At 73.5% G+C, this 26,170-nt stretch carries 19 protein-coding genes and 6 tRNA genes; 7 read left to right on the top strand and 18 right to left on the bottom strand.

Annotated elements, in window-relative coordinates; translation table 11 throughout:
* Window positions 1-19: 19 nt before the first annotated feature.
* Window positions 20-1,906 carry an FAD/NAD(P)-binding protein gene (locus tag FHR36_RS28240; RefSeq protein WP_253801601.1) on the bottom strand — a complete coding sequence of 629 codons (1,887 nt, stop codon included), beginning with the start codon at window positions 1,904-1,906 and terminating at the stop codon, window positions 20-22.
* Window positions 1,907-2,075: 169 nt separating this feature from the next.
* Complete coding sequence (locus FHR36_RS28235; protein WP_253801599.1) at window positions 2,076-3,389, bottom strand: glycosyltransferase 87 family protein; 1,314 nt, start codon at window positions 3,387-3,389, stop codon at window positions 2,076-2,078.
* A 207-nt stretch (window positions 3,390-3,596) separates the two neighbouring features.
* Between FHR36_RS28235 and FHR36_RS28230 the strand changes: the two genes are divergently transcribed.
* The gene (locus tag FHR36_RS28230; protein ID WP_253801988.1) at window positions 3,597-5,924 is read left to right on the top strand and encodes a Tex family protein; all 2,328 of its coding nucleotides are present in this window, start codon (window positions 3,597-3,599) and stop codon (window positions 5,922-5,924) included.
* Between the two features lie 123 nt (window positions 5,925-6,047).
* Here FHR36_RS28230 and FHR36_RS28225 read toward each other — a convergent pair whose 3' ends face one another.
* Entirely contained in the window at window positions 6,048-6,614 is a 567-nt protein-coding gene (locus FHR36_RS28225; protein WP_253801597.1) for an NUDIX hydrolase, read from the bottom strand.
* Between the two features lie 117 nt (window positions 6,615-6,731).
* Here FHR36_RS28225 and FHR36_RS28220 point away from each other — a divergent pair, with 117 nt between their 5' ends.
* Genes FHR36_RS28220 through FHR36_RS28210 form a run of 3 tightly spaced genes read left to right on the top strand, consistent with a single transcriptional unit; the run spans window position 6,732 to window position 11,103 of the window.
* Complete coding sequence (locus FHR36_RS28220; RefSeq protein WP_253801595.1) at window positions 6,732-7,868, top strand: hypothetical protein; 1,137 nt, start codon at window positions 6,732-6,734, stop codon at window positions 7,866-7,868.
* Complete coding sequence (locus FHR36_RS28215; protein ID WP_253801593.1) at window positions 7,865-9,259, top strand: DUF2201 family putative metallopeptidase; 1,395 nt, start codon at window positions 7,865-7,867, stop codon at window positions 9,257-9,259. Before FHR36_RS28220 ends, FHR36_RS28215 begins: the two co-directional genes overlap by 4 nt.
* Window positions 9,256-11,103 (top strand): ATP-binding protein, encoded by a 1,848-nt coding sequence (locus FHR36_RS28210; protein WP_253801591.1) that lies wholly within the window; start codon window positions 9,256-9,258, stop codon window positions 11,101-11,103. The genes FHR36_RS28215 and FHR36_RS28210 overlap by 4 nt, the downstream gene beginning before the upstream one ends.
* Window positions 11,104-11,142: 39 nt before the next feature.
* Here the strand turns inward: FHR36_RS28210 and FHR36_RS28205 are convergent, their stop codons facing one another.
* The 10 genes from FHR36_RS28205 to FHR36_RS28160 all read right to left on the bottom strand — a co-directional run bounded on the left by FHR36_RS28205 (window position 11,143) and on the right by FHR36_RS28160 (window position 16,854).
* The gene (locus FHR36_RS28205) at window positions 11,143-12,327 is read right to left on the bottom strand and encodes a leucine-rich repeat domain-containing protein (protein WP_253801589.1); all 1,185 of its coding nucleotides are present in this window, start codon (window positions 12,325-12,327) and stop codon (window positions 11,143-11,145) included.
* A 22-nt stretch (window positions 12,328-12,349) separates the two neighbouring features.
* A tRNA-Cys gene (locus FHR36_RS28200) sits at window positions 12,350-12,422 on the bottom strand.
* Window positions 12,423-12,445: 23 nt separating this feature from the next.
* Window positions 12,446-13,816, bottom strand: coding sequence for an SDR family NAD(P)-dependent oxidoreductase (locus tag FHR36_RS28195; protein ID WP_253801588.1), 1,371 nt, complete (start codon window positions 13,814-13,816; stop codon window positions 12,446-12,448).
* A gap of 31 nt (window positions 13,817-13,847) precedes the next feature.
* A tRNA-Glu gene (locus tag FHR36_RS28190) sits at window positions 13,848-13,919 on the bottom strand.
* Between the two features lie 8 nt (window positions 13,920-13,927).
* Window positions 13,928-14,001 (bottom strand) — tRNA-Trp (locus FHR36_RS28185).
* A 70-nt stretch (window positions 14,002-14,071) separates the two neighbouring features.
* Window positions 14,072-14,145, bottom strand: a tRNA-Val gene (locus FHR36_RS28180).
* Window positions 14,146-14,193: 48 nt separating this feature from the next.
* Window positions 14,194-14,267 (bottom strand) — tRNA-Glu (locus FHR36_RS28175).
* Window positions 14,268-14,274: 7 nt separating this feature from the next.
* A tRNA-Gly gene (locus tag FHR36_RS28170) sits at window positions 14,275-14,347 on the bottom strand.
* 24 nt (window positions 14,348-14,371) lie between these two features.
* Window positions 14,372-15,247, bottom strand: coding sequence for an SCO6745 family protein (locus FHR36_RS28165; RefSeq protein WP_253801586.1), 876 nt, complete (start codon window positions 15,245-15,247; stop codon window positions 14,372-14,374).
* Window positions 15,248-15,336: 89 nt separating this feature from the next.
* Window positions 15,337-16,854, bottom strand: a complete 1,518-nt coding sequence (locus tag FHR36_RS28160) for a carbohydrate binding domain-containing protein (protein WP_253801584.1) — start codon at window positions 16,852-16,854, stop codon at window positions 15,337-15,339.
* 256 nt (window positions 16,855-17,110) lie between these two features.
* On the opposite strand from FHR36_RS28160, the gene FHR36_RS28155 reads away from it, so the two are divergent.
* Window positions 17,111-18,067: an aldo/keto reductase gene (locus FHR36_RS28155; protein WP_253801582.1), complete on the top strand. Its 957-nt coding sequence runs from the start codon at window positions 17,111-17,113 to the stop codon at window positions 18,065-18,067.
* Between the two features lie 50 nt (window positions 18,068-18,117).
* Here the strand turns inward: FHR36_RS28155 and FHR36_RS28150 are convergent, their stop codons facing one another.
* Genes FHR36_RS28150 through FHR36_RS28130 form a run of 5 tightly spaced genes read right to left on the bottom strand, consistent with a single transcriptional unit; the run spans window position 18,118 to window position 22,302 of the window.
* The gene (locus FHR36_RS28150) at window positions 18,118-18,711 is read right to left on the bottom strand and encodes a GNAT family N-acetyltransferase (protein ID WP_253801580.1); all 594 of its coding nucleotides are present in this window, start codon (window positions 18,709-18,711) and stop codon (window positions 18,118-18,120) included.
* Window positions 18,712-18,762: 51 nt separating this feature from the next.
* A complete protein-coding gene (locus FHR36_RS28145; protein WP_253801578.1) occupies window positions 18,763-19,434 on the bottom strand; it encodes a nitroreductase family protein in 672 nt (223 codons plus the stop codon).
* Between the two features lie 42 nt (window positions 19,435-19,476).
* Window positions 19,477-21,114: an ABC-F family ATP-binding cassette domain-containing protein gene (locus FHR36_RS28140; protein WP_253801576.1), complete on the bottom strand. Its 1,638-nt coding sequence runs from the start codon at window positions 21,112-21,114 to the stop codon at window positions 19,477-19,479.
* A 34-nt stretch (window positions 21,115-21,148) separates the two neighbouring features.
* A complete protein-coding gene (locus tag FHR36_RS28135) occupies window positions 21,149-21,718 on the bottom strand; it encodes a copper resistance protein CopC (RefSeq protein WP_253801574.1) in 570 nt (189 codons plus the stop codon).
* Window positions 21,715-22,302 (bottom strand): hypothetical protein, encoded by a 588-nt coding sequence (locus FHR36_RS28130; protein ID WP_253801572.1) that lies wholly within the window; start codon window positions 22,300-22,302, stop codon window positions 21,715-21,717. Before FHR36_RS28130 ends, FHR36_RS28135 begins: the two co-directional genes overlap by 4 nt.
* A gap of 464 nt (window positions 22,303-22,766) precedes the next feature.
* Between FHR36_RS28130 and FHR36_RS28125 the strand changes: the two genes are divergently transcribed.
* Window positions 22,767-24,374, top strand: a complete 1,608-nt coding sequence (locus FHR36_RS28125) for an ABC-F family ATP-binding cassette domain-containing protein (RefSeq protein WP_253801570.1) — start codon at window positions 22,767-22,769, stop codon at window positions 24,372-24,374.
* A gap of 188 nt (window positions 24,375-24,562) precedes the next feature.
* Window positions 24,563-26,158 (top strand): M4 family metallopeptidase, encoded by a 1,596-nt coding sequence (locus FHR36_RS28115; protein ID WP_308199656.1) that lies wholly within the window; start codon window positions 24,563-24,565, stop codon window positions 26,156-26,158.
* Window positions 26,159-26,170: the final 12 nt, after the last annotated feature.

Below are 26,170 nucleotides of genomic sequence, written 5' to 3'. Positions count from 1 at the left end.
GGATCCGTCGCCCGTTCACCTAATCCTCCAGATGGTCGGCCTTCGCAATTCCCAGTTGCCGGCGCAGTTGCCGCGGCGTCACGGAGACGTCCGTGAGCCGTCGGACGGCGGCCCGGTTGACCTCCGCCCGCAGCAGGCGATCGTGCCGGTGTGCGTCGTTCGGTGAGGTGGCGGGCCCCTCGCCGAGGGAGCGAATGCCGGCTTCCAGCAGGGAATCCAGCATTTCCCGCTCCGCTCGGCCACGGGTGGCCAGCCTCCTCACCTCCAGAACCACAGCCTCCTCGAATCCGGGACCGTCCACTTCCTCGGAATTGCCGAGCCGGCTGTGGATTCGAGCCAATTTTCGAGCGGAATCGTCGTCGCCCATTTCCAGCCGTTCGACCACGTGCGCGGCGACCGCGATGGAGTGGTTCTTGATGGCGGCGAGATTGAAGGCGAACGCGCCGGTCCGGCCGTTGCGGACGATCTCGTCGCCCTCGCGCAGCACGCCGACCGCCGAGACCGGTCCGGCGGGATCGCCGTCGGCGCCGAGCAGCGTCCCGTGCGCGTCGACCTCCAGTCCGCGCCCGGTGCGTCCGTGCGGGACGGCGATCCCGTGGCGCAGCAGGTTGCGCCAGAGTGGCTGGACGACCCGGTGGTAGTCCGGCTCCCGGCCGAAGTTGGAGACCACCAGGTCGGCCTCGACGGCCCGCTTCCCGTCCGGCCCGGCGACGTGGACGACCAGCCGCCCGGACGCGGTCGGCGTGATCGCCGCGACCCCGCCGACGAGCAGCCGCACCGGGCCGTCCGCCGGGCGCATGGCGCGTTCGATGACGGCCATGGTGTACTCCACCGCGCCGACCCGGACCGCGGCGATCGCGGTGCCGTACTCGTCCAGCAGGCCGCGCAGCTCGGCGGTGGGGATCCGCTCGATCGCCTCCGGCAGGTGCGGCTCCCACGCCTTGGCCACCCGCTCGGCGACCACCACCGGGTCGACGTCGGGGTGCTCGCGGCCGACCGCGGCGCAGGCCGCCGTCCACTCGGTCCGCACCCGGTCGAGGAACTCCTCGCGGCCGCGGTACGGCTCCAGCAGGCTCTTCGGGCAGGGCAGGGCGACCACTCCGTGCTCGTGGCCGCCCGGGTAGGTGCGGAAGATCGTGCCGGACCGGGAGATCAGGTGGATCCGTCCGGTGTGGCCGCCGCGCAGCAGCAGGCCCGCCGCGTCGTACGCGCTCAGCACCGACCCGACGATGGCGACGGTCGCCTCCGGGGCCAGCGCCTGCAGCGTGCGGACGCCGGCCGCCGAGTAGGGGTTGCGGACGAAGGCGGGGTGGTCGGCCACCTCGGCGGCGAAGGCCGGTTCCCGCAGTTCCAGGCCGGTGGCCAGCACCACGTGGGCGGCGGGGAGCACGGTGGACCCGCCGTCCGCAGCGGTGTCGAGGTCGGGGGCGGAGAGCCGGTCGACGGTCACCTCGACGCCGCCCGGGACGACCTTCAGGTCGACGGCCTCGCCGTCGGCCTCGACCAGCACGACGCCGGGACACGCCTCCCGCCGGGCCTCCGCCAGCCGGTCGTCCAGGTAGTCCTGGAAGATCCGCCGCGGCGCCGGGCCCTGCTCGACGAACTCGAGCCCGGCCCAGGGCTCCGGCCAGTCCCGGCGGTCGGCCTCGTGGTTGGCCCAGCGGACGAAGTCCAGGACGTCCTCGCGGAACACCGACATCCGTCCGGCCTGGATGTTGAACACGTGGTCCCAGGGGTTGCCGTCGCGGTGGTAGGCGACCCCGGCGGACCGGTACGCGGAGTGCCGCTCCAGCAGGACGATCTCGAGCGGGGAGCGGGCGAAGCGGAGCAGTCGGATCGCGGTGGCGGTGCCGGCCAGGCCGGCCCCGACTATGAGCACTCGTGGACGCAGGGCTGTGCGACTCATGGTCAAGCCTCTTCGGTAAGCGATGGGAATGCCCGGCTCCGCTGTCCTGCGCCGGGCGCAAGGATATTGACGGTGTGTCACCTGCCGTCGACCAGGCTATGCGCAACACCGGCGCTTTCAGGCCGGGTTGGCGAGTTCGGTCGGTTCGTCCCGCCGCGCGGTCGCGCGCTCAGGCCACCCGGACCGGTCCGCGGCGGGCCAGCGTCGGGGCCTCCTGCAGCGCGGGCGCCGGCGACACCGCGGTGCGCCACAGCCGGGCGGCGGACACCACCGAGGCGGCCAGCAGCAGGCCGTTGCGGGAGACGATCACGACCGTGGGCTGCCAGCCGCCGTGGATCATCGCGTCGAAGAACAGCGGGTAGTCCACCGTGGTCACCCCGGTCGCGAGCAGGACCAGCAGCGCGACCGGCCGCTGGCAGGAGCCGCGGACGGTCAGGCAGACCGCGCTCAGCCCGATCAGCCAGATCAGGTACTGCGGGCTGATCACCCGGCTGGTGACGGTGAACAGCAGCACCGCGGTCAGCGCGGCGTCGTACGGGGTCGCCGGGTTCCAGTGCCGGGCCCGGAAGCGCCACAGCAGCAGCCAGCCGAACGCCGCCACGGTGAGCAGCAGCGAGGCCTTGGCGATCGCGTGCACGTGCGGGCCGAGGAACTCCAGCGAACCGTAGTGCTGTTCGACCTCCCCGGGCCAGCCGTACAGCCGGGCGACCTGCAGCACGGTGCCGCCGAGCGACTCGATCTCCACCCCGCGGCCCTGCTGCGCGCCGAGGAAGCCGAAGGTGTTGTGGAACAGGACGGCGAGGACCAGCAGCAGGGCGAACGCCGAGGCGGCCATCGAGGTCCACGCCCGCCGGGTGCCGCGCCCGCGCGGCGCACCCAGCACGGTCAGCGCCGGCCACACCTTGACCAGGGCGCCGATCCCGGCGAACACCCCGCCGATGCCGGGACGGCTGGGCATCAGCAGCAGCGCGGCCATCGCGACCGCGGTCACCGGCAGGTCGTAGCGGCCGTACGGCAGGCCGAGGAGCAGCGGCAGGGCCAGCGCCCACAGCCAGGCCCCGGCGGTCGAGCGGCCGCGGTGCAGGCCGCCGCTGCGCCGCAGCGACACCCGGACCAGCGCGGCCTGGGTCACCGCGTCGGTGGCCAGCATCAGGACGGCGAACGCCTGCAGATAGGTGAGGAAGGGCAGCAGGCCGGGGGCGAGCATGGGGAGGGCGGCGCCCGGCGGGTACTGCCAGGTGACGTCGCCGACCGGGAACGTCCCGGTGCGCAGCACCTCGTACCAGCCGTGGTAGGTCCGGTGCACCTCGACGGCCTGCTCGGCCTTGCCGGAGCGGAGCATGCCGATCATGACCAGCCGGCTGGCCGCCCAGTAGCCCGCCAGGGCCAGGGCCTCGCGCGGCCAGGTGGCGGGCCGGGTCCAGCGGAACGGGCCGGCCTGCGGGATGCCCCACTGGGTCACCGGGGTCGGGGCCTGGGCCACCGTCGCCTCCACAGGAAAGTGCTCGTGCGATAACGCTCGGGTCGGACGGGTCCGGTGCGGCGGTCGCGGCGTAGCGGCGCGGCACCGGCCGTCAGCACAACGCGCCACGACGCCCCGGGGACACGGTCCGACCCGTCACACGGGTGGGACCTGCCAGAATGGCCGGGACCGTGGAGCAGACCAGAGAAGGTGACCGGCTTCGTGACCATGCCAGTCGAACGCAAGATCGCCGATGAGCTGGGCGTACGCGAAGGGCAGGTGAAGGCGGCCGTCGACCTGCTGGACGGCGGTGCGACCGTCCCCTTCATCGCCCGCTACCGCAAGGAGGCCACCGGCGCGCTCGACGACGCCCAGCTGCGCACCCTCGAGGAGCGCCTGCGCTACCTGCGCGAGCTGGAGGAGCGCCGTACCGCCGTCCTGGAGTCCATCGCCGCCCAGGGCAAGCTGGACGACACCCTGCGGGCCCAGATCCTCGCCGCCGACTCCAAGGCCCGGCTGGAGGACATCTACCTGCCCTTCAAGCCCAAGCGGCGGACCAAGGCGCAGATCGCCCGCGAGGCCGGCCTGGAACCGCTCGCCGACACCCTGCTCGCCGACCCCCGCCAGGACCCGGCCGCCCTCGCCGCCGGCTACCTGAGCGAGAGCGTCGCCGACCCCGCCGCCGCCCTGGACGGCGCGCGCGCCATCCTGGTCGAGCGCTTCGGCGAGGACGCCGACCTGGTCGGCTCGCTGCGCGAGCGGATGTGGACCCGCGGCCGCCTGGTCGCCACCGTCCGCGACGGCAAGGAGCAGGACGGCGCCAAGTTCGCCGACTACTTCGACTTCGCCGAGCCCTACACCAAGCTCCCCTCGCACCGCATCCTGGCAATGCTGCGCGGCGAGAAGGAGGAGGTGCTCGACCTCGAACTCTCCCCGCTGGACGGCTCCGAGGAGACCGACCTCCCCGGCGAGAACGCCTACGAGCAGCGGATCGCCGCCCGCTTCGGCATCGCCGACCACGGCCGCCCGGCCGACAAGTGGCTCACCGACACCGTCCGCTGGGCCTGGCGCACCCGCATCCTGGTCCGGCTCGGCATCGACCTGCGCACCCGGCTGCGCCAGGACGCCGAGGACGAGGCGGTCCGCGTCTTCGCCGCCAACCTCCGCGACCTGCTGCTCGCCGCGCCCGCCGGCACCCGCGCCACCATGGGCCTCGACCCGGGCTTTCGCACCGGCGTGAAGGTCGCGATCGTCGACGACACCGGCAAGGTCGTCGCCCACGACACCATCTACCCGCACCAGCCCGCCAACAAGTGGGACGCCGCGATCGCCACCCTGGCCGCGCTGGCGAAGAAGCACCACGTCGACCTGGTCGCGATCGGCAACGGCACCGCCTCCCGCGAGACCGACAAGCTGGCCGGCGACCTGATCACCCGCCACCCCGAGCTGGGGCTCACCAAGGTGATGGTCAGCGAGGCCGGCGCGTCGGTCTACTCCGCCTCCGCGTTCGCCTCGCAGGAGCTGCCGGGCCTGGACGTCTCCATCCGCGGCGCCGTCTCCATCGCCCGCCGACTGCAGGACCCGCTGGCCGAACTGGTCAAGATCGACCCCAAGTCGATCGGCGTCGGCCAGTACCAGCACGACCTCAGCGAGGTGAAGCTCTCCCGCTCGCTCGACGCCGTCGTCGAGGACTGCGTCAACGCCGTCGGCGTCGACGTCAACACCGCCTCCGCCCCGCTGCTCACCCGCGTCTCCGGCATCACCGGCACGCTCGCCGACAACATCGTCGCCCACCGCGACGCCAACGGGCCGTTCCGCACCCGCAAGGCGCTCAAGGACGTGGCGCGGCTCGGGCCGAAGGCGTTCGAGCAGTGCGCCGGCTTCCTGCGCATCCCGGACGGCGACGACCCGCTGGACGCCTCCGCCGTCCACCCCGAGGCGTACCCCGTGGTCCGCCGGATCCTCGCCGCCACCGGCGGCGACCTCCGCGCGCTGATCGGCAACGGCTCGGCGCTGCGCGCGCTCAAGCCCGGCGACTTCGCCGACGACACCTTCGGCGTGCCCACCGTCACCGACATCCTCGGCGAGCTCGACAAGCCCGGCCGCGACCCGCGACCCGCCTTCCAGACCGCCACCTTCAAGGAGGGCGTCGACAAGATCGGCGACCTGGAGGTCGGCATGGTGCTGGAGGGCGTCGTCACCAACGTGGCGGCGTTCGGCGCGTTCGTCGACATCGGCGTCCACCAGGACGGCCTGGTGCACGTCTCCGCGCTGTCGAAGACCTTCGTCAAGGACCCGCGGGAGGTGGTCAAGCCCGGTGACATCGTCAAGGTCCGGGTCACCTCGGTGGACGTGCCGCGCAAGCGGATCGGGCTGACGCTGCGACTCGACGACGAGGTCGCGGCAGGCACCGGTACGGGTGGCGGCCGTCGCGAGCGGAGCGACCGTGGGCCGCGTCCGCCGCGGCAGGACCGCAAGAGCGGAAGTACCGGTCAGGCGCCTGTTGCCAACAGCGCGATGGCGGACGCGCTGCGCCGGGCCGGCCTCACAAAGTAAGGGTTACCCCTGAGGGGCGCGTGGGGGCACCTCCCGGCCGAAGGCTGGGGGAGAACTGCGCGACCGACCATGCACTCAGGCAGAGCGATGGCTGGGCGCGCAGTTCCTCGCGCCCCTGGACAGTTAGCGCGAGCCGTACGATTCCACCGCGAGGGCGACAAGCTCCCCCCACCAGGGTTCGCGGCCGCGGGTGAGGAGGCGGCTCGCCTCCTCGGGGGACATCGGGCGGACCTCGACGACCTGTTCGCCGTCGTCGGGGTTGGTGGGCCGGGAGTCGACGGCGATCTCGGCCCAGCCCCAGAGCCAGGCCTTCTCCGGGTGGGGCTGCCACGGGCGGTACGGCTCGGGGCGGTCGGTGACGGCGCGGTGGGCGCCGATCCAGGTCGGCGGGCCGACCAGGCGGGCGCCGGCCTCCTCGCGCAACTCGCGCACCAGGCAGGACTCCACCGTCTCCGCGGCCTCGCGGGTGCCGCCCGGCAGGAACCAGTGCCCGCGGGCGTCGCGGCACAGCACCACCCGGCCGTCGGTGAACCCGACGACATGGATGTTGGTGATCAACCGGTCCGGCGGGAGTTCGGCCGAGAACTGCGCGTCGATACCGCCCCAGGCCCACCGTTGGGGCGCGTGCAGGATCGGGAACCGGGCTGCGAGGGCCGCGAGTTCCGCTGCTCTGTCCGTGGTGTCCGTCATTGATCGATTGTAGTCCGTCGGACCGTCGGCTGACGGGTGATCGGCGGTGGCGGAAATTGTCGATCGGGGCGCCGACCTGGACTGGCATCATGTCCGGGCGGAGGACGAGGGGGGATCATGGCGCTGGACGACCGGACCGCCGAGGCGGTCGGCTACCTGCTGCGGCTGACGGACGGGGGCACCGCGCGGCGGGTCCGCGTACGGCTGGGCCTCGACGCCGAGCGGGTGGCGGCGGCCACGGCGGGGACGGCGGCGGACAACCGCTTCCGGGCCGAGCTGCAGTCCGCGCCGGCGTCGGTCAGGTACTGGCTGCTGCGCGCCGACGACCCGGCGGTCAACGCGGCGCTGTACGGGCTGGGGCTGCTCCCGCCGGGGCTGGCCAGGGACGTGGTGCAGGGCGTGCCGTTCGCGCCGGTCGAGCGGACGTTCCCGGACACGGACGACCGCCGGGTCCCGCTCAGCCCCCAGCTGCGGGTCCATCCCGAGGACCCGCGGCTCGGCGACGGCTTCACGGCGGCGGAGATCCTCGCGCTGCTCTACCGCGGCCAGGGCACCAACGGCCTGCGCCGGGCCCGGCGGGCCGCCCGGGAGATCCGGACCGCGCACTGGCCGGAGGTGGCCCGCGCGCACCGCGAGGACCCGCTGCCCGGCTTCGCCCGCTGGGCGCTCGCTGAGCGGATCGACTGCCCGACGCAGCTGCGGGAGTCGTTCGGGTCGCACGCCAAGTTCGGCCACCGGCTCCGTGCGGCGGGCATCGTCGGGGAGTTGGACGACGTGGTCGGCCACCGGGCGGCCGTCGACGCGCTGCCGCTGCTCGGGATGGTCCACCGGGTGCAGCCGCGGGCGGTCGCCGACAGCGAGGCGGTGCTGCGCCCGCTGGTGCGCACCGAACTCGGCGGGAACACCGAGGCGTGGGCGGTGCTCGCCCAGCTGCTGCCGGACTTCGTCGGGACGGTCACCGAGCTGGTGCCGCTGGCCGCCGCGATCGCGGGCCCGGCCGACGACCCGGCACCGGCCGACGACATACCCGGGGAGTCGCCCGCCGCACCGGTGGAGCCCGCCCCCGCGTACCTCACCCACGCCGAGTTCGACGCCGCCCACCTGCGGACGCTGCCCCGCAGGCCCCCACCGGTCGCGCAGACCCCCGTGCCCGTCGTCGCCCCCGCGGCGCCCCCGGTGGTGCCCAAGCCGTTCCGGCGGGTCCTGGGCGCGGTACGGGGGCTGCTGGCCCCGTCGTCCGGGCGGCACTCATGACGTACGGGGCGCCGCGCACCCCGGTGGTCGAGCTGACGGACCGCCGGGCGCTGCGGGAGTGGGACCCGGCCCCGGCCGAGGTGCTGGCCGAGGCGCACCGGCTCAAGGAGGCGGCGCTGCTCGACTTCGGCCTCACCGAGTCGGCGGTCGCCTCCTGGCTGTACGCCAAGTGCCGCCACCAGCTGGCCACCACCGCGGTCGACACGGCGGCGGTGGTGGCCTCCGGCGACGGCAGCTGCCTGCTGCTCTACAACCCGCACTTCTTCGTCGGCCTGGGCATCGAGGGCGTGAAGTTCGTGCTGTTCCACGAGGCCCGGCACCTGGTCCAGCGCCACCTGTTCGCCGAGCCCGAGCTGCGGGCCGACCCGGTGTACCGGCTGGCCACCGAGGTGACCATCAACCACGTCGCCCTGGTGCGGCTCGGCCGGACCGGGCTGCCGCTGCTCGACGGCGAGCCGGTGGGCATCGACCCGCACGCGATCCACCGGCTCTATCAGGCGGACCTGGCGGCGCAGGGGCTGCCCGCCCTGGACTACCCGGAGTTCGTGGAGACCGACCAGAGCGTCTACGCCGAGCTGCGCCGGATGACCGACCCGCCGGTGCCGCAGTGCCACTGCCTGCACCTGGCGGAGGGCGTACCGGCCGATCAGGAGACGGTCGACCGGATCGGCTCCTCGGTGCTGCTCAACGCCCTGCTCGCGGCCCGGCGCGGCCAGCGCCTCGCCGAGAGAGAGCTGCTGGACCTGATGGGCCGTACCGAGGGCGCCTCCGAGGCGGCGTCCCGGCTGTGGGGCCGGCTCGGCGCCGGGGCGCTGCGCGGCACCACCAGCCGGACCCGCCGGGTCGACTGGTGGCAGCGCTGGCTGGTCGACGTGCTGGCGAGCAGGCTGGCCGAGGGCGAGCGGCTGGTGTACCCGAAGAAGCGCGGCGCGCTGCTGGCCGCCCTCGGGCAGCCGCCGATGCTCTCCCGGCGCGGCCCGGTGCGCCGCAAGGTGCTGGTGGTCGCGTACGACACCTCGGGCTCGATGCCCGGGCACGTGGTCGAGTGGCTCACCGAGCTGGTCGGCCGGATCGACGGGGTGGAGGCGCACTGGCTCTCCTTCGACGGCGTGGTGATGCCGTTCCGGCCGGGCGAGCGGGTGTACGGCGGGGGCGGCACCAGCTTCCAGGCGGTCGCCGACCACGTCGAGGGGCGCAGCCCGACCGCGGACGGCCGGCCGTTCGAGGAGCGGCCGGACGCGGTGATCGTCCTCACCGACGGCTACGCGCCGCACATCACCCCCGCCGAGCCCGACAAGTGGATCTGGCTGATCACCGAGGGCGGGGACGACTGGCCCGACCACCACACCCCGCCGATGGCCTGCCACCGGGTCACCACAGGAGCGTCATGAGCACTGTCACCGAGAACCGGGCCCGACCGTGGCGGCCGAACGCCACCTACCCCGTCGCACCGGAGGGCTGGCCGGGCACGTCCGCGCTGGAGTCGTTCATCGACGCGATGATCGACCTCGGGCAGACCGGCCAGGTCTTCGGCGAGCACGGCATCGGCAAGACCTCGACCTTCCACTCGTACCTGGCCGAGGCGTACCCGGACGCCGAGCTGGTGGTCGTCCCGGCGGCCAACCTGACCCCGGACGACCTGCTGGCCAACGCGCCGGTCCGGGACGAGCACAGCGGCGAGCTGGTGCTCCGGCAGCTGGTGATGAGCCAGCTCAGGCCGGGCCGCCCGTTCGTCCTCCTGATCGACGACTCGCTGCAGGCCGGCGAGACCATCCAGTCGCAGCTGATGCAGATCGCCTGCAACTGGACCCTCGGCGAGTACGACCTGCGGGCGCTCGGCTGCATCGGCGTCTTCCTCACCGACAACGAGTCGCTGGCCGAGACCAGCGCCCGCCGCAGCGACCTGGCCATCCTGGACCGCATGGTGACCGTCCGGATCACCGCCAACGACACCTCCTGGCGGCACCGGCTGGCCGCCCTGCACCCGGACCGGGACCTCACCAAGGTGTTCCGGATCTGGGCCGCGCTGACGCCGACGATGCGCGAACTGCTCTCCCCGCGCACCCTGGAGCACGTGCTGGCGATGGCCCGCGAGGGATTCCCGCTGGTGTGGGGGCTGCCGCTGGTCAACGGGGAGCGGCTGCGCCTGGCCGAGCCCCGGCCGGACGGCAAGCCGGGCCCGGACCGCACCGCGGAGACCCTGGACCGGATCGCCGACGCCCTCGGCGTGCGCAACCCCGACCGGATCGCCGACCCGGTCCGCCGGGTGGTCCGGGCGGCCCTGGCCAACCGCTGGGCGGTCCTTTTGCAGGGCCCGCCCGGCTGCGGCAAGACCGAGCTGGTCCGGGAACTGACCCGGGAGCAGCTGGGCCGCGACGCGCTCTACTTCTCCATGCCGGTCACCAACGTCGAGGACCTCTGCGCGCCGATCCCCACCCCCGACGGCGCGCTGGAGAACCTGCTCGCCGCCAACTTCAGCGAGCCGGGACCCAAGGCGATCATCTGGGACGAGTACAACCGCCCCAAGGACAAGGCCGCGTTCGCCAAGCTGATGGAGATCACCCAGGAGTGGTCGATCGCAGGCCACCGGATCGAGGGCCTGCGCGCCCAGATCGCCCTGCAGAACCCGCCGTACCACCTCGGCCGCAAGCTCCTGGTGGCCCGCAACAACATCGCCCAGGCCACCCGGTTCACCGCCTCGCTCGACATCACCCCGGCCGACATCCCGGCCAACGAGTGGCTGATCGCCCGCTACGGCCAGGACGCCGAGACCGTCCTGGAGTGGTGGAAGAACGACCTCGACGAGGACGGCCGCGGCTGGATCACCAAGCGCACCATGGAGCGCCTGATCAAGCTCCACCGGCGCGGGCTGCCGCTGCACCTCGGCACCGTCTACCTCGGCGACGGCGAGTACGCCCCGGTCTCGCTCACCGCCCTCACCGACCGGCTCGCCGGGCGCCGGGTGACCGGCCTCAAGGAGATCGCCGCCGACCTGGACGGCTGGCTGGGACGGCTGCGCCGCGCCGCCGAGGCGTCCGGCGAGGGCAGCGACGACACCGACCTGGTGCACCAGGCGATCGCCAACGCCGAACTCTCCCAACTGGAGCGGCACCGCAAGGCGGTGGCCCGGCTGGTCGCGCTGCTGCCGCCCAAGCTGCGCTCCACCTACCTGGTCGGCGCCACGGCCGAGCAGCAGCGCTACTGGGTGAAGGTGTTCGCCGAGCTGCGCCGCTGACCGGCCGGGGCCGGGGCTTGGGCCGGGTGCCGCCGTCCGTCAGGCCGGCGGCGCCGTGCGGTGCACGCTGCGCACCGCCGCCACGTCCGGGGCCACCGCCGGTGGCGGCAGGTGGGCGCTGAACTCCGCCAGGCGGCGGCGGACCGAGCCGGCCACCCCCTTGCCGAACACGTACCGGGTGGCGGCGGCCGCACCCGGCGCGAGGTCCAGCAGCCGGTGCGCCTCGCGGCTGCGGATGCCGGTGTCGGTCAGCACGAGGTGGCCGAGCCGGTGCGGGGCGGCGGCCAGCGCCTCGCCGATCGCCCCGGCCGCGGCCAGGTCGATCCGGTTGTCGGGCGCCGCCAGGACGGCGGCGGCCCGGACCCGGCCGAGGTCCAGCAGCTCCACCCCGGCCGCGGCGGCGGCCGCCACCACCCGGGCCGCGGCCGCCGGGCCGATGCCCGAACTCGCCAGCGAGAGCCGCTTCAGCCGCCCGTACGGCGCCCGGGCCAGCGCCTCGGCCAGCGCGGACGCACCCTCGTCGCCCAGCCCGGCCGCGGAGGCGTACAGCTCCTCCGCCGTCCCGGCCACGACCAGCCGGGCCAGCTGCCGTCCGCCCTCGGGGCCCAGCGGATTGCCGCCCAGGAACAGCCGCTCGAAGCCGCGGCCGCCGGCCAGCGCGGCGTCCACCAGCAGGGCCAGGCCCGCCGCGTCCAGGCCGGTCTGCACCAGGTCGAGGGTGCGCAGCCGCTCGGCCGCCTCGATCAGCTCGGCGGCCGCCTGCCCGGCCCGTACGCCCAGCGGGTTGCGCTTCAGCCAGAGCGCCTGCACGGTCTGCGGCGAGGCGCGCAGCGAATCGGCGATCCGGCAGGCCCCGGCGGCGGTGATGCCGTTGCAGCCGAGGTAGAGGGTGTGCACCTCGGCGCCCGCCGCCCGGGACGACACCTCGGCCGCGCCCTCGTCGCCCAGCCCGTCGGTGCCCAGCAGCAGGTGTCTGACCGGCCGCGGCCCGTCCTGCCCGGCCCGCTCCCCGGCTGTCTCGGCGACCGCCTCGGCCACCAGCCGGGCGCCGTCCGGGCCGAGTTGCTGCTTGCACAGGTCGAGCCGGCCGTCCGGCAGGGCGGTCCCGGCGGGGAAGTCGATCCGGCGGTCGGCGGGCACGCCCGCGCGCAGCCAGGCCAGCAGCGGCGCCAGGTCGGCGGCCGGGCGGGGCACCACGCCCGGCACTCCGGCGAACCCGGTCAACGCAGGCTCTCCTGACGGGAAGTGGGGCCGACCGGATTCGAACCGGCGTCCTCCGGATGTGCAGTCCGACGCATCTGCCTCTGTGCTACGGCCCCCCGGCCGAGCAGTCTAGCGGCCGTCACCACTCGGCGATCCGGTAGTCCTTGAGGAAGACCCCCGACAGCGGGTCCCCGGCCTCGCCGCGGACGATCGGGTCGTACACCCGGGCCGCGCCGTCGACGATGTCCAGCGGGGTGCGGAAGCCGTGCGAGGCCAGCCGGCTCTTCTTCGGCGCCGGGTTCTCGTCGGTGATCCAGCCGGTGTCCACCGCGCACATGTGGACGCCCCGCTCGGCCAGTTCGGCGGCGCTGGTGCGGGTCAGCATGTTGAGCGCGGCCTTGGCCATGTTGGTGTGCGGGTGTCCGGGCATCTTGTTGCGCACCGCGAACCGGCCCTCCACCGCCGTCACGTTGACGATGTAGCGGTTCGGGTGGGGCGAGGCCAGCAGCAGCGGCAGCAGCCGGTCGCAGAGCAGCGCCGGGGCCAGCGCGTTGACCAGCTGGGTCTCCAGCACCTCCGCCGGGTCGAGCCCGCCCAGCGTGGCCGACCAGGAGTTCTCCGGCGCCGCGTCCGGCAGCAGCCCGGCCTCGTCGACGGCGGGCAGCACCTCGCCCGCCATCGCCGCCGGGTCCAGCTCGGCGGCCGGCCAGGCGGCGGTCAGCGCCGGCATCGGACGGAAGCCCGGCGCGTGCGAGACCAGTTCCGGCAGCGGCGCGGGGCCGTCCTCGCCGGCGATCAGCAGGGCGTACGCCTCCGGCGGGCGGCGCAGCGTCTGGGCCGCGTTGTTGACCAGGATGTCCAGCGGACGCCCCTCGGCGCGCAGCCGCTCGCACAGGCCGAGCACCTGGCGCGGGTCGCGCAGGTCGATGCCGACCACGCCGAGCCGGTCCATCCACTGCCCGCTGTCCTCGACGGCCTGGAACCGGCGCACCGTGTCGTGCGGGAAACGGCTGGTGACGATCAGCTCGGCGCCGTCCCGCAGCATCATCAGGGCCAGCTGGAACCCGATCTTCACCCGGCCGCCGGTGAGCAGCACCCGGCGCCCGCGCAGGTCCGTGGAGAGCGCCCGGCGGGCCGAGTTGTCCTCGGCGCAGGCCGGGCACAGCCGGTGGTAGAACTCGTGCACCTGGCGATAGGTCGACTTGCAGACATAGCAGCGCTGGGAGCGGTGCAGCTCGCCGAGGACCGCGGTCTCGGTGCGCAGCGCCAGCGGCGCGTCCTCCCGGCGCTCCCCGCCACCGGTCGCGGTCGCCGCGATCAGCGCCGCGTCCGCGTCGGCGGTCGCCTCCCGCCGCTCCTTGCGCCGGCCCCGACGGCCCTCGCGTACGAACGACTCGGCCACTCGCTCGGCCCGCAGCCGCACCGGATCGTCCGCGGGCAGCGCCCGCAGCCGCCCCACCGTGCGGGCGAAGGCGGCCAGCTCCTGCTCGTCCAGCCCGACCTGTGCCATCGCCCCTCCGAAGTGCCTCTCTGGTACGGGTGGGCCCCGGCCGGATTCGAACCGGCGTTTCCACCTTGAGAGGGTGGCGCGCCTGCCTCTGCGCTACAGGGCCCGTGCACCATCCGGGGACCGGATTCGAACCGGCCTGTTCCGGTTCTGGAGACCGGCGCGTCTGCCTCTGCGCTACACCCGAATGGCGGTACGGATGCTACTGGCCTGCGGCCGGGCACCGGCAACCGGATTCCCGGCTGCGGCGTAGGGAGGTGGCCCGGGCCGGATTCGAACCGGCGTCCTCCACGCTGTTCACGTGGTCGCGCCTGCCTCTGCGCTACCTGGCCGGGTCGGACGGTACGGATGCTACCGGCCTGCGGATGCGGGGTGGGAGGTGACCCGGGCCGGATTCGAACCGGCGTCCTCCACCATGAGGAAGTGGTTGCGCCTGCCTCTGCGCTACCGGGTCCGGAGACCGCCGGGGGCCGGATTCGAACCGGCGTTTCCATCCTGGCAAGACGGCGCGCCTGCCTCTGCGCTACGCCCGACGGCCCGTTGATCATAGCGACGGCGTCACCAGACGGGCGGCGGGACGGTGGCGATGCCCAGGGTGCTGCGCATCGGCAGCCGGCCGGACTGGATGACGGCCGCGAACAGCGGCAGCATCAGCTCCATGAACCGCTCGGTGCGCTCGGCGCCGAGCGCCGCCCAGGGGCCGGCGGCCAGCCGGTCGGTGAGCTTCTCGACCTCGTTGCGGCCGGCCCGGCCGGCGTCGGTGGCGGCGCCGTGGGCGTCGACCCAGCCGCGGGCGGCGAGTCGTTCGCGGGCGGCGGTCCACTCCTCGGCGGTCCAGCCGCGGCCGGCGAAGTTCTCGACCGGCGCGGCGCCGATCGCGGCGAAGGAGACCAGCGACTCGCACGGGTCGAGGCCGTGCGCGAGCAGCGCGGCGAGGTGGCCGTCGCCGCGGTGTTCGCGCAGCACGGTGAGCGCCTGCCAGAGCGCCAGGTGCGGTTCGTCGGCGGGGTCGAGGCCGGCGTTGGCGGCGGCGAGCGGTCGGCCCGCGGTGTCGGCGGCATCGGCGGCGCGCCGGGCGAGGGCGACCAGTTCGGCGAACTCGGGGGTGGCGAGGTGCTCGCGGTGCAGGGAGCGGAAGACGGCGTCGACGGCCCGCAGCCGGGCGGCCAGGACGGTCGGCGGGTCGGCGACCGTCCAGACGGCGGGGACGTGCCGGGCGACCGCGGCGGGGCTGAAGCTGTAGAAGGTCGCGCAGGTCAGTTCGGGGCCGGCGGCGCCGAGCGGGGCGGCCCGCCAGGCGAAGTAGCTGGGCCAGCGGTCGCTGACGTCGTAGCCGAGAACGGCGGCTTGGGTGAAGGCCTCGGGCATGAAGTAGAGCGCGGCGTGCACCGGCTCCAAGTGGTGCCAGGCGCGGCGGGGCAGGGCGCGGTCCATCGGGGCGTGCCTCCCGGGTGGTGTCCGTCGGTGCGGTCACCGATCGAACACCACCCGGTGCGGCGCTGTCCACCGCCGATGATCGTTGATCAGCCCGCGTACTGGGCGAAGATCTTGGCGAACTCGTACGGCGCCTGCGCGATGTTGGTGCACTTGTAGAGCGCGCCGGTGCAGGCGTTGGCGTCGCGGGTCAGCTCCCAGAACGCCAGCTCGCCGAGGTGGTGCTGCTTGGCGAAGGCGACCAGCTGCTGGGCGTCGGCCTGGTTGTAGACGCCGTGGTCGTCGTTCTCGCCGAGCATCGGGGTGACGCCGGTCATCGCCCACAGCTGGGCGTCGGACTTGGCCGGGTAGAGCGTCTTCAGCTGGTCGTGGGTGGACTGGGCGGCCTGGACGGCGTCGTCGCCGTAGTCGGTGCTCGGCCGGTTGTAGTCCATCGCCATCACGTTGACCACGTCGAGCGCCACCCCGGCGTCGCGGGCGGAGCGGACGACGGCGACGCCGTCGGCGGTCAGGCCCTCGGGCAGCACCGGCAGGGTGAGCGAGACCTTGAGGCCGGGGTGGGCCTGCTGGAGCTTGGCGAGGGCGGCCGAGCGGCGGTCGTTGGCGGCGGTGTCGACCACCGCGGCGCCCTCGATGTCGAAGTCGACGTACTTCAGGTTGTAGGCCTTGACCACGGCGTCGTACTCGGCGAACAGCGCGTCCACGGTCGAGCAGGCCTGGGCGAGTTCGGTGCCGGAGGCGCCGCCGAAGGAGACCTTGACGTCGCCGCCGGCCGCGCGGATCGCGTCGATCTGGTCCTTGCCCCAACCGCTGCGCGGGTCATAGGCGTTGAACCAGCTGGCCTTGCAGCCGACGGAGGTGACGAACGCCAGGGTCAGCGACTTGAGGTTGCCGGCTGCGGCCATGTCCTTGAGCACCGGGGTCGGCCAGGCGCCCATGTCGACGTACGGGGCGACCGGGACGGCGACGTTCGGCGGCGGGGTGGTGGCGGTGGGGGAGCCGGTCGGCGAGGACGAGGGCGAGGACGAGGCGGTGGGGGAGGGCGAGGACGAGGTGGGCGGCGGGGAGCTGGGTCCGCCGCCGGGGCCGGAGAGCACCACGTCGTCGGCGCCGTAGCCGCCCTGGCCGTACCAGCCGTGCAGGTAGACGGTGACGCTGGTGGTGGACGGCCCGGTGGTGAAGCCGGTGGAGAGCTGCTGCCAGCCGCTGCCGCCGGGCGTCCAGGTGGCCGGGTCGGTGACGCCGGCGCCGGTGGCGCCGAGGTAGACGTACTGGCCCTGGACCCAGGCGCTCAGCGTGTAGGCGGTGTTGGGCTGGACCGCGACGGTCTGGCTGCACTGGGCGGTGTCGCTGTTGCCGACGGCTCCGTGCAGCGCGTACGAGCCGCTGTGGACAGGGGAGTTGACGACCGATTCGGTGGCGCCGGAACAGCTCCAGGGGCCGAGCGAGCCGGACTCGAAACCGGCGTTGGCGAGCAGGTTGGTACTGGCGGCGTCGGCGCCGGCGGCGACGGCGGCGAGGGCGCCGGCCGCCAGCGTGGCGGCGCAGAGCGCCGGGACGAGTGCGGAGCGCCGCCTGGCGGCGTGACGGTGGAGCGCGCGTGGCATGCGGGGTGCCTTTCGGACGTGCCCGTACCGCCGGTGCCGGACGTGGGGTTCGGCGGGCGGTGCGGGTGTGGGGGTGGTCCTGTACGCGGTGCCGGGTCGGGAGGCCCTGACCTCAAAATGGACTAGACCAACTGGGCACGTCAAGCGCCTCCGGCCGCTCTTGAACCCGCCTTAAGGTTCCGGCTTGACCTCGAGTGCACTCCAAGGGGCAGGCTGATCTCCGCACGGCCGGTTGCGAACTGAAGGAGTGACAGCGATGCGTACCACCACACTGGGCGACGGCGGACCCGAGGTCGGCGTGGTCGGACTCGGCTGCATGGGCATGACCTGGGCGTACGACCCGAGCGGCCGCGACGACACCACCTCCACCGAGGTCATCCGCACCGCCCTCGACCTCGGCGTCACGCTGATCGACACCGCCGACATCTACGGCCCGTACGACAACGAGGAACTGGTCGGCGCGGCGCTGGCCGGCGGGTTCCGCGAGCGCGCGGTGCTGGCCACCAAGGTCGGCCTGGTGCCGGGTACCGGCGGCGCCCGGGTCGGCAACGACGGGCGGCCCGAGCATGTGCGGCAGTCGATCGACGCCAGCCTGCGGCGTCTCGGCACCGACCACGTCGACCTGTACCAGCTGCACCGGGTCGACCCGGCGGTGCCGATCGAGGAGACCTGGGGTGCCATGGCCGAGGCGGTGGCGGCCGGGAAGGCGCGGCGGATCGGCCTCTCCGAGGTGACCGTGGAGCAGATCCGGCGGGCCCAGGCGGTCCACCCGGTGGCCTCGGTCCAGAACGAGCTGTCGCTGTGGACCCGCGAGGCGCTCGCCGAGGTGCTGCCCTACACCGAGGAGCAGGGCATCGCCTTCCTGCCGTTCTCCCCGCTCGGCCGGGGCTTCCTGACCGGGCGCTTCGCCTCCGCCGAGGACCTGCCGGCCGACGACTGGCGCGCCACCCTGCCGCGCTTCCAGGCCGAGGCGCTGGCGGCCAACCTGGCGCTGGTGGAGCGGGTCCGGGCGATCGCCGAGCGGCACGGCGCGACGCCGGCGCAGGTCGCGCTGGCCTGGGTGCTGGCCCAGGGCCGCTACGTGCTGCCGATCCCCGGCACCAAGACGCCGAAGTACCTGGCCGACAACGCGGGCTCGGCCGAGCTGCGGCTCACCGCCGCCGACCTGGCCGAGCTGGACGCCCTCCCGCCGGCGGTCGGCTCCCGCTACTGACGGCTCCGCTGTTGACGGCTCCCGCAGGCGGAAGCGGGAGCCGCCGCGGCTCAGCGCTCGGTGACCCAGATCAGCTTGCGGCCGGTCTCGGACGGCGCGGTGATCTCGGCGTCCTGGATCCGGTCGAGGCGGTAGCCGAGCTTGCGGGGGATGGCGGCGCTGGCCAGGTTGGCCTCGTCGCAGTGGATCTCCACCCGGGTGATGCCGGGCAGGGCCAGGGCCGCCCGGGTGAGCTCCGCGGCGGCTCTGGTCGCGATCGAGCGGCCGGTGTGGGCGGCGTCCACCCAGTAGCCGATCTCCAGCGCGCCCGGGCCGATCCGGCCGTGCAGGCCGAAGGCGCCGAGCACCACGGCCGGGTCGGACTCCAGGCCGACGACGTACATGAAGTCGGTGCCCTCGTCCCAGATCCGCTCGCCGGCCGCGGCCATCTCGACGCTGTACGCCATCGCCGGTGCGGTCCTGGCCCAGGGCATCCACGGGCGGAGGTGGGCCAGGTTGGCGGTGACGGCGGCGTTGAGCCCGGCGGCGTCGCCCACCCGGCGCCGGCGCAGCCGCAGCCCGTCGAAGAGCGGCAACAGCTCGGGCGGCCGGCCGGTGGTGACCGGGACGGGGGTGCTGTCAGGGGCGTCGGTGGAGTGGCTCATGATCGGAGTATGGCCCAGGAGCGGCGGCGCCAACCAGCGCATTTCCGCCGGTCAGAGTCGGACCATGACCTCCTCCAGCGCCTTGCGCGCCAGGTCGGGCACGCGCGCGCCGGGGGCGGGGTAGCCGACCGGGATCACGTACGCCGCACGCTCCTCCGGCGGGCGCTCGCACACCTCGTTGAGGAAGCGCATCGGGCTCGGGGTGTGGGTCAGGGTGGCCAGCCCGGCCTGGTGCAGGCTCGCCAGCAGCAGGCCGACCGCGATGCCGACGCTCTCCTTCGTGTAATAGGGACGGGGCGAGTTCGGGCCCTTGTGCACCTCGAAGACGACGATCACGGCCGGCGCGTCCTCCAGGAAGGGCTTGCGCCAGTCGGTGCCGATCGGGGCGAGCGCCGCCAGCCACTCCTCGGAGGCCCGGTGGCCGTAGAACTCCCGCTCCTCGGCCTCGGCCGCCTCGCGCAGCCGCCGCTTGCGCTCCGGATCGGTCACCACGACGAACCGCCAGGGCTGGACGTGCGCCCCGCTCGGCGCGGTGGCGGCGGTCCGGACCGCCCACTCGATCACCCCGTCCGGGACCGGCTCGGTGGAGTAGTCGCGGACGGTCCGCCGCCGGTCCATCACCTGGTGGAAGGAGCGGCAGCGGCCCTCGGCCTCGTGGGCCGGCACCGTCATGGGCCGGAGCGGGACGGTCGGGTGGTCCGTCACCGGTGCACTGTCAACCATGGCCCCCAGCACAGCACATGACGGACCGTCGGGGGAAGGGTCTCAGCGCTCGTGGACCAGACCATTCTCGACGGCAAGTCGCCGGTTGACCGTCACCGTGTCCAGCATCCGCCGGTCGTGGGTGACCAGCAGCAGCGTCCCGGTGTACGAGGCCAGCGCCGACTCCAGCTGCTCGATCGCGGCCAGGTCGAGGTGGTTGGTCGGCTCGTCCAGCACCAGCAGGTTGACCCCGCGGGCCTGCAGCAGCGCCAGCGCCGCGCGGGTCCGCTCGCCGGGGGAGAGGGTGGCGGCCGGGCGCAGCACGTGGGCGGCCTTCAGCCCGAACTTGGCCAGCAGGGTGCGCACGTCCTCCGGCGTGGACTCCGGGACGGCGGTCTGGAAGGCGTCCGACAGCGGTTCCTCACCGAGGAACAGCCCGCGGGCCTGGTCGACCTCGCCGACCACCACGCCCGAGCCCAGCGAGGCGCTGCCGCCGTCGAGGTCGAGCCGGCCGAGCAGGGCGGCCAGCAGGGTGGACTTGCCCGCGCCGTTGGCGCCGGTGATCGCCACCCGGTCCGCCCAGTCGATCTGCAGGTCCACCGGTCCGAAGGCGAACTCCCCGCGGTGGGCGGTCGCCGCCCGCAGGGTGGCCACCACCGAGCCGGAACGGGGCGCGGTGGCGATCTCCATCCGCAGCTCCCACTCCTTGCGCGGCTCCTCCACCACGTCCAGCCGCTCGATCATCCGCTGGGTCTGCCGGGCCTTGGCGGCCTGCTTCTCGGTGGACTCGGCCCGGGTCGCGCGGGCCTTCTTGTCGTTGTCCCCGCCCTTGCGGCGGGCGTTGCGCACACCGTGCTCCAGCCAGGTGCGCTGCATCTGGGCCCGGGCCTCCAGCCCGGCCCTGGTGTCGGCGTACTCGTCGAACTCCTCGCGGGCGTGGCGGCGGGCGATGGCCCGCTCCTCCAGGTACGACTCGTAGCCGCCGCCGTACAGGTTGACCTGCCGCTGGTGCAGGTCCAGCTCCAGCACCCGGGTGACGGTGCGGGCCAGGAACTCGCGGTCGTGGCTGATCAGCACGGTGCCGGCGCGCAGGCCCTTGACGAAGGACTCCAGCCGCTCCAGGCCGTCCAGGTCGAGGTCGTTGGTGGGCTCGTCCAGCAGGAAGACGTCGTAGCGGGAGAGCAGCAGCGAGGCCAGGCCCGCCCGGGCGGCCTGCCCGCCGGACAGCGCGGTCATCGGCAGGTCGAGGGAGACCTTGAGGCCGAGCGAGTCGGCCACCTCCTCGGCCCGCTCCTCCAGGTCGGCGCCGCCCAGCTCCAGCCAGCGGTCCAGGCTCGCCGCGTACGCGTCGTCCGCGCCGGGCCGGCCCTCCACCAGGCCCTCGGTCGCCTCGTCCAGCGCGGCCTGGGCCGCGGCCACGCCGGTGCGGCGGGCCAGGAAGTCGCGCACCGACTCGCCCGGCCGCCGCTCCGGCTCCTGCGGGAGGTGGCCGACGGTGGCGGTGGCCGGGCTGAGGCGCAGCGTGCCGTCCTCGGGGGTGTCCAGGCCCGCCAGCAGCCGCAGCAGGGTGGACTTGCCCGCGCCGTTCACCCCGACCAGGCCGATCACCTCGCCGGGGGCGACGACCAGGTCCAGGTCGGAGAAGAGGGTGCGGTCGCCGTGGGCGGCGCTGAGGTCCTTGGCGACGAGTGTGGCAGTCATGATGGGCCCGATTTTAGTGGACCCGGGTCGGCGCTCAGCCCGGCGAGCGCTCCCGGCGGACCCGGGGACGGCGCAGCATCAGCAGCACCGCGCCCGGCAGCAGCACGGCGTCGACGCAGATCAGCAGCAGGTTCCACACCCCGTCGACCGCGTGGTCGTGCGGCAGCAGGCCGTCGTCCGCGTTCTCGCCGGCCGGGCGGCCGACCGCCCCGGGGCCGACGGCGAAGGCGGTCGTCCCGGAGACCTCCCGGCCGCCGCCGAGGGTGAGCCGGTAGGTGACCAGGTAGCTGCCGGTGGCGGTGATCCGCACCGGGGCGACCAGCCTGCGGCCGTCCAGTTCCGGGGTGCCCTGGGTGACCGGTGCGCCGTCCGGGCCGTTGACCTGGAGGTACAGCGACTGGGGGCGGAAGTCGTCACCGGCGAAGGTCAGCGCGACCTCCTTGGGGGCCTCGGCGAGGGCGCCGCCGTCGGCCGGGGCGGCGCCCGCCAGCCGGACCGGCTCGCGGGCGCTGATCCAGGCCAGTCCGGCGAGCAGCACCACGACCACGGCGACGCCGATCGCGAGCGTCCGCCGGACCGACCGGGGGGATCCGGTGGTGCTCACGCGGTCGCCGCGACCTCGTGCCGGTGGACCGCCTGGCAGCTGCAGGTCATCTCCTGCAGCTCCTGCCGGCTGGGCCGCAGGTGGAAGTACATGCCGATCACCATCGGGATGAAGACGATCGTGTTGTAGAAGAGGTGCAGCTCGACCCGGGGGAAGACCAGCTGCAGGATCGAGGTCGGCACGGCCTTGCCGAACAGGAAGTGGCCGGTCTGCGCCTGCAGCAGCAGGAGCAGGTGCTCGATGTGGTGCCAGAACTGGATGACCAGGGCCACCGTCCACCAGGTGCGGGCCCGGCCGACGAAGCCGGGCCGCAGCAGGAACAGGCCGATGATCATGATCAGCGCGTAGCCGTAGTGCATCCACTCCGAGGTCACCAGCCACGGGTACTCGTACCCGAGCAGGCCCTTGGACTTCTTCACCGGCCAGCCGAGGCCCCAGATCTGGTACGCCTGGGCGATGTGCTCGGCCCAGTGGCCGAGCACCACCAGCATGAAGATGTTCAACGCGGCGCGGTGCGAACCGTGGTTCAGCCGTCCCAGCGGCCCTTGCGGGGCCGTCCTCACCGGCTCGACATGGGTCGTCATCTGTCTGGTCTCCTACGGGGGCACAGGGGAGTGGTCGAGGCACGCGGGGCAGCACCGAGTGCCGCAACAGCACGCGCGCGCCCCAGCCTGGCCGGTCCACCCCGCGGCGGGCTTCTCCCAACGTGCCTGATGATTTCTTCCGGAACGGCTTGAATCGGACCGCACGGATCCGGCTGCGGTTAATTCCGTTGCGGGGCACGTGGACCGGGCCCTAACGTCTGACGTGTCCGAAGCGCTCTGCCCGGACCGTCCCGCTCACGTCTGGAGAAGGCCCTTGCTCCTCTGAAGTCACGAGACACCGCGCGTCACGCCCCCGTTCCTTCGGGTGTGCTCCCTCGGTGTGCGACTTCAGCAGTGAGCGGCCCCGCGTGTGCGGGCTCCTGCGTTCTCGCGCCTTTGCGGTGTCTCCCGTGTCGCACCTTCCGTACCCGGCGATCTCACGGCGACCCCGCAGGAGGCCTTCCATGGCGCAACCGACCACATCCATCCTCTGTACCGAACTCGGCTTCGAGTGGGCCGACGGCACCCCGGTGCTGGACGGCTTCCACCTCGCGGTCGGCCCCGGCCGGACGGGCCTGATCGGCCTCAACGGCTCGGGCAAGTCCACCCTGATCCGGTTGCTCGCGGGCGAGCTCACCCCGACCTCGGGCGCCGTCCGGATCGCGGGCGAGGTCGGCTACCTGCCGCAGAACCTCACCCTGATCGGCGATCAGCGGGTCGATGAGGCGCTCGGCATCCGGGCGGCCCGCGAGGGCCTGCACGCGATCGAGTCCGGCGACACCGACGAGCGGCACTTCGCCGCCGTCGGCGACGACTGGGACGTCGAGGAGCGCGCCCGCGCCACCCTCGACCGGCTCGGCCTGGAGTCGCTCGACCTCGACCGCACCACCGGCGAACTCTCCGGCGGCGAGGCGGTGCTGCTGCACCTGGCGGCCCTGCTGCTGCGCCGGCCCGACGTGCTGCTGCTCGACGAGCCGACCAACAACCTGGACCGCCGGGCCCGTTCGCGCCTCTACGAGGCGGTGGCCGGCTTCCCCGGCGTCCTGCTGGTGGTCAGCCACGACCGCGAACTCCTGCAGTACGTCGACCAGATCGCCGACCTGCGGGACGGCTCGGTCACCTGGTACGGCGGCAACTTCGCCGCGTACCAGGAGGCGCTGGCCGCCGAGCAGGAGACCGCCGAGCGGCTGGTGCGCACCGCCGAGGCGGACGTCCGGCGCCAGCAGCGCGACCTGATGGAGGCCCGGATCAAGCTCGACCGCAGTGCCGCGTACGGCAAGAAGAAGTCCGCGCAGCGCAACGATCCGAAGATCATCGCGGGCAAGTTCAAGCGGCAGGCGCAGGAGACCGCGGGCCGGGTCCGCGGGATGCACACCGACCGGCTGAACGAGGCCAAGGACCGGCTGACCGCGGCGGAGGAGGCGGTCCGCGACGACGCCGAGATCCGGATCGACCTGCCGCGCACGGCCGTTCCGGCCGGCCGGACGGTGCTCACCCTGGACCGGGTCCGCCTGGCCCACGGCGCCCGCGCCGACCTGGAGCTGCGCGGGCCGGAGCGGATCGCCCTGATCGGGCGCAACGGGGCGGGCAAGTCCACCCTGCTGCGCACCGTCGCGGGCGAACTGCGCCCGGTGGAGGGCGAGGTGACCACGCCGGTGCCGCTGCGGTACCTGCCGCAGCGCCTCGACGTGCTGGACGACGGGCTGACCGTCTTCGGCAACGTCAAGGCGCTCGCCCCGGCACAGGGGGACAACGCGATCCGGGCTCGGCTGGCCCGGTTCCTGTTCCGCGGCGCCCGGGCCGACCAGCCGGCCGGCACGCTCTCCGGCGGCGAGCGCTTCCGGGCCACCCTGGCGGCGCTGCTGCTGGCCGATCCGCCACCGCAGCTGCTGATGCTCGACGAACCGACCAACAACCTGGATCTGGCCAGCGTGCGTCAACTCATCCAGGCGCTGGCCGGGTTCCAGGGGACGCTGATCGTGGCCAGCCACGACCTGCCGTTCCTGCGCGAGCTGGGCATCACCCGCTGGCTGGAGCTGGACGGCGAGCTGCGCACGGTCGATCCGCAGTAACCGCTCCCCGTCCCACGGGAGTCCAGGGGGGCTCACTCAATTCGATCGAACTCGGTCGAACTCGACCGGAAAGCGTCGCCGTTCCGGCAACGAAACGGTCAAGTTCCATTCTGTTCATAGAAAAGTTTGGCTGTTCACGGCCAAGCTCGCAGTCGGCTACCCAGCAGCTAACCGACTGGAGTAACAGAGTGAGCCCCACCTCCTCTTCGCGCCGCCGCACCCTCACGGCCGGCGCCCTGGCGGCTACCGCCGCCCTCGTTGCCGCCGGTGTGCAGTTCTCGACTGCCACCGCGGCCTCGGGCCGGGACAGCGCCATCGCCAAGGCGAAGGCCAACGTGTCCCGCAACGCAGACCTGTTCGGCTTCGGCAGCGGCCAGGACCTGCAGGTCAAGGACGTCATCATCGACCGGGACGGCACCCAGCACGTCCGCTTCGACCGCACCTACCAGGGCCTGCCGGTGATCGGCGGTGACCTGGTGGTGCACCAGGACAGCCACGGCAAGCTCAAGGACTCCTCCCGCGCCAAGGGCCACAACCCCAGCGTCAAGACCACCGTTCCCGCCGTCCCCGCGCAGACCACCGCCGCCAAGGCGCTGGCCGCCGCCCCGGACGTCAGCTCCGCCACCTCCGAGCCCCAGCTGGTGGTCTGGGCGGCCGACGGCGGTGCCCGCCTCGCCTGGCAGACCACCGTCAGCGGCCTCGGCAAGCAGGGCCAGCCCTCCGGTCGGGTGATCGTCACCGACGCCGCCACCGGCGAGGAGATCGAGGCCTTCGACTCCGAGCGCGAGGCCACCGGCACCGGCCACTCCGAGTACACCGGTGACATCTCCATCGCCACCACCCAGCAGACCAACGGCTCCTACGCGCTGATCGACCCGGTCCGCGGCCACACCACCAAGGACGCCCACAACCTGGCCGCCGGCAGCGTCAAGGCGAGCTCCGGCACCCTCTACACCGACGCCGACAACATCTGGGGCGACGGCAAGAAGTTCTCCACCGACCGGGCCACCGCCGCCGTCGACGCCCACGCCAACACCGCCTGGACGTACGACTACTACAAGAACACCTTCGGCCGGAACGGCATCAAGAACGACGGCAAGGGCGCCACCGTCTTCGTGCATGTCGGCACCAACTGGGACAACGCCCAGTGGTCCGACGCCTGCTTCTGCATGATGACCGGCGACGGCAACGGCACCACCGACCCCGAGCAGGTCGACCTCGACACCATGGGCCACGAGATGACCCACGGCGTCACCAGCGCGACCGCCAACCTCCGCTACAGCGGCGAGTCCGGCGGCCTCAACGAGTCGACCAGCGACATCTTCGGCACCATGGTCGAGTGGTACGCCAACAACTCGGTCGACACGCCGGACTACCTGTTCAGCGACCAGTCCACCCCGCCGTGGCTGCGCCGCTTCGACAAGCCCTCGCTGGACGGCAGCTCGGCCGACTGCTGGTCCAGCAAGGTCGGCCGCCTGGACGTGCACAACTCCTCCGGCGTCGGCAACCACTGGTTCTACCTGGCCAGTGAGGGCAGCGGCGCCAAGACCATCAACGGCGTCGCCTACAACAGCCCGACCTGCAACGGCTCCACGGTGACCGGCATCGGCAACCAGAAGGTCGCGGCCATCTGGTACCGGGCGCTCACGGTCTACATGACCTCCACCACCACCTACAAGGGTGCCCGCACCGCCTCGCTGAGCGCGGCCACGGACCTGTACGGCGCGAACAGCGCCGAGTACAAGGCGGTGGCGGCGGCCTGGAGCGCGGTCAGCGTCTCCTGACCCGCTCCCCGG

The organism is Kitasatospora cinereorecta (genome assembly GCF_024172095.1).
GTDB lineage: Bacteria > Actinomycetota > Actinomycetes > Streptomycetales > Streptomycetaceae > Kitasatospora > Kitasatospora cinereorecta.
This window is presented reverse-complemented; position numbering and strand designations above follow the sequence as displayed.

Bases quoted from the DNA above. Each gene is read 5' to 3' on its own strand.
- FHR36_RS28155 (WP_253801582.1), top strand. From the start codon at position 17,111: ATGCGTACCACCACACTGGGCGACGGCGGACCCGAGGTCGGCGTGGTC.
- FHR36_RS28225 (WP_253801597.1), bottom strand. From the start codon at position 6,614: ATGACGGACACCACGGACAGAGCAGCGGAACTCGCGGCCCTCGCAGCC.
- FHR36_RS28230 (WP_253801988.1), top strand. From the start codon at position 3,597: ATGCCAGTCGAACGCAAGATCGCCGATGAGCTGGGCGTACGCGAAGGG.
- FHR36_RS28195 (WP_253801588.1), bottom strand. From the start codon at position 13,816: ATGGCACAGGTCGGGCTGGACGAGCAGGAGCTGGCCGCCTTCGCCCGC.
- FHR36_RS28140 (WP_253801576.1), bottom strand. From the start codon at position 21,114: ATGACTGCCACACTCGTCGCCAAGGACCTCAGCGCCGCCCACGGCGAC.
- FHR36_RS28165 (WP_253801586.1), bottom strand. From the start codon at position 15,247: ATGGACCGCGCCCTGCCCCGCCGCGCCTGGCACCACTTGGAGCCGGTG.
- FHR36_RS28130 (WP_253801572.1), bottom strand. From the start codon at position 22,302: ATGACGACCCATGTCGAGCCGGTGAGGACGGCCCCGCAAGGGCCGCTG.
- FHR36_RS28220 (WP_253801595.1), top strand. From the start codon at position 6,732: ATGGCGCTGGACGACCGGACCGCCGAGGCGGTCGGCTACCTGCTGCGG.
- FHR36_RS28210 (WP_253801591.1), top strand. From the start codon at position 9,256: ATGAGCACTGTCACCGAGAACCGGGCCCGACCGTGGCGGCCGAACGCC.
- FHR36_RS28125 (WP_253801570.1), top strand. From the start codon at position 22,767: ATGGCGCAACCGACCACATCCATCCTCTGTACCGAACTCGGCTTCGAG.
- FHR36_RS28145 (WP_253801578.1), bottom strand. From the start codon at position 19,434: ATGGTTGACAGTGCACCGGTGACGGACCACCCGACCGTCCCGCTCCGG.
- FHR36_RS28240 (WP_253801601.1), bottom strand. From the start codon at position 1,906: ATGAGTCGCACAGCCCTGCGTCCACGAGTGCTCATAGTCGGGGCCGGC.
- FHR36_RS28215 (WP_253801593.1), top strand. From the start codon at position 7,865: ATGACGTACGGGGCGCCGCGCACCCCGGTGGTCGAGCTGACGGACCGC.
- FHR36_RS28160 (WP_253801584.1), bottom strand. From the start codon at position 16,854: ATGCCACGCGCGCTCCACCGTCACGCCGCCAGGCGGCGCTCCGCACTC.
- FHR36_RS28150 (WP_253801580.1), bottom strand. From the start codon at position 18,711: ATGAGCCACTCCACCGACGCCCCTGACAGCACCCCCGTCCCGGTCACC.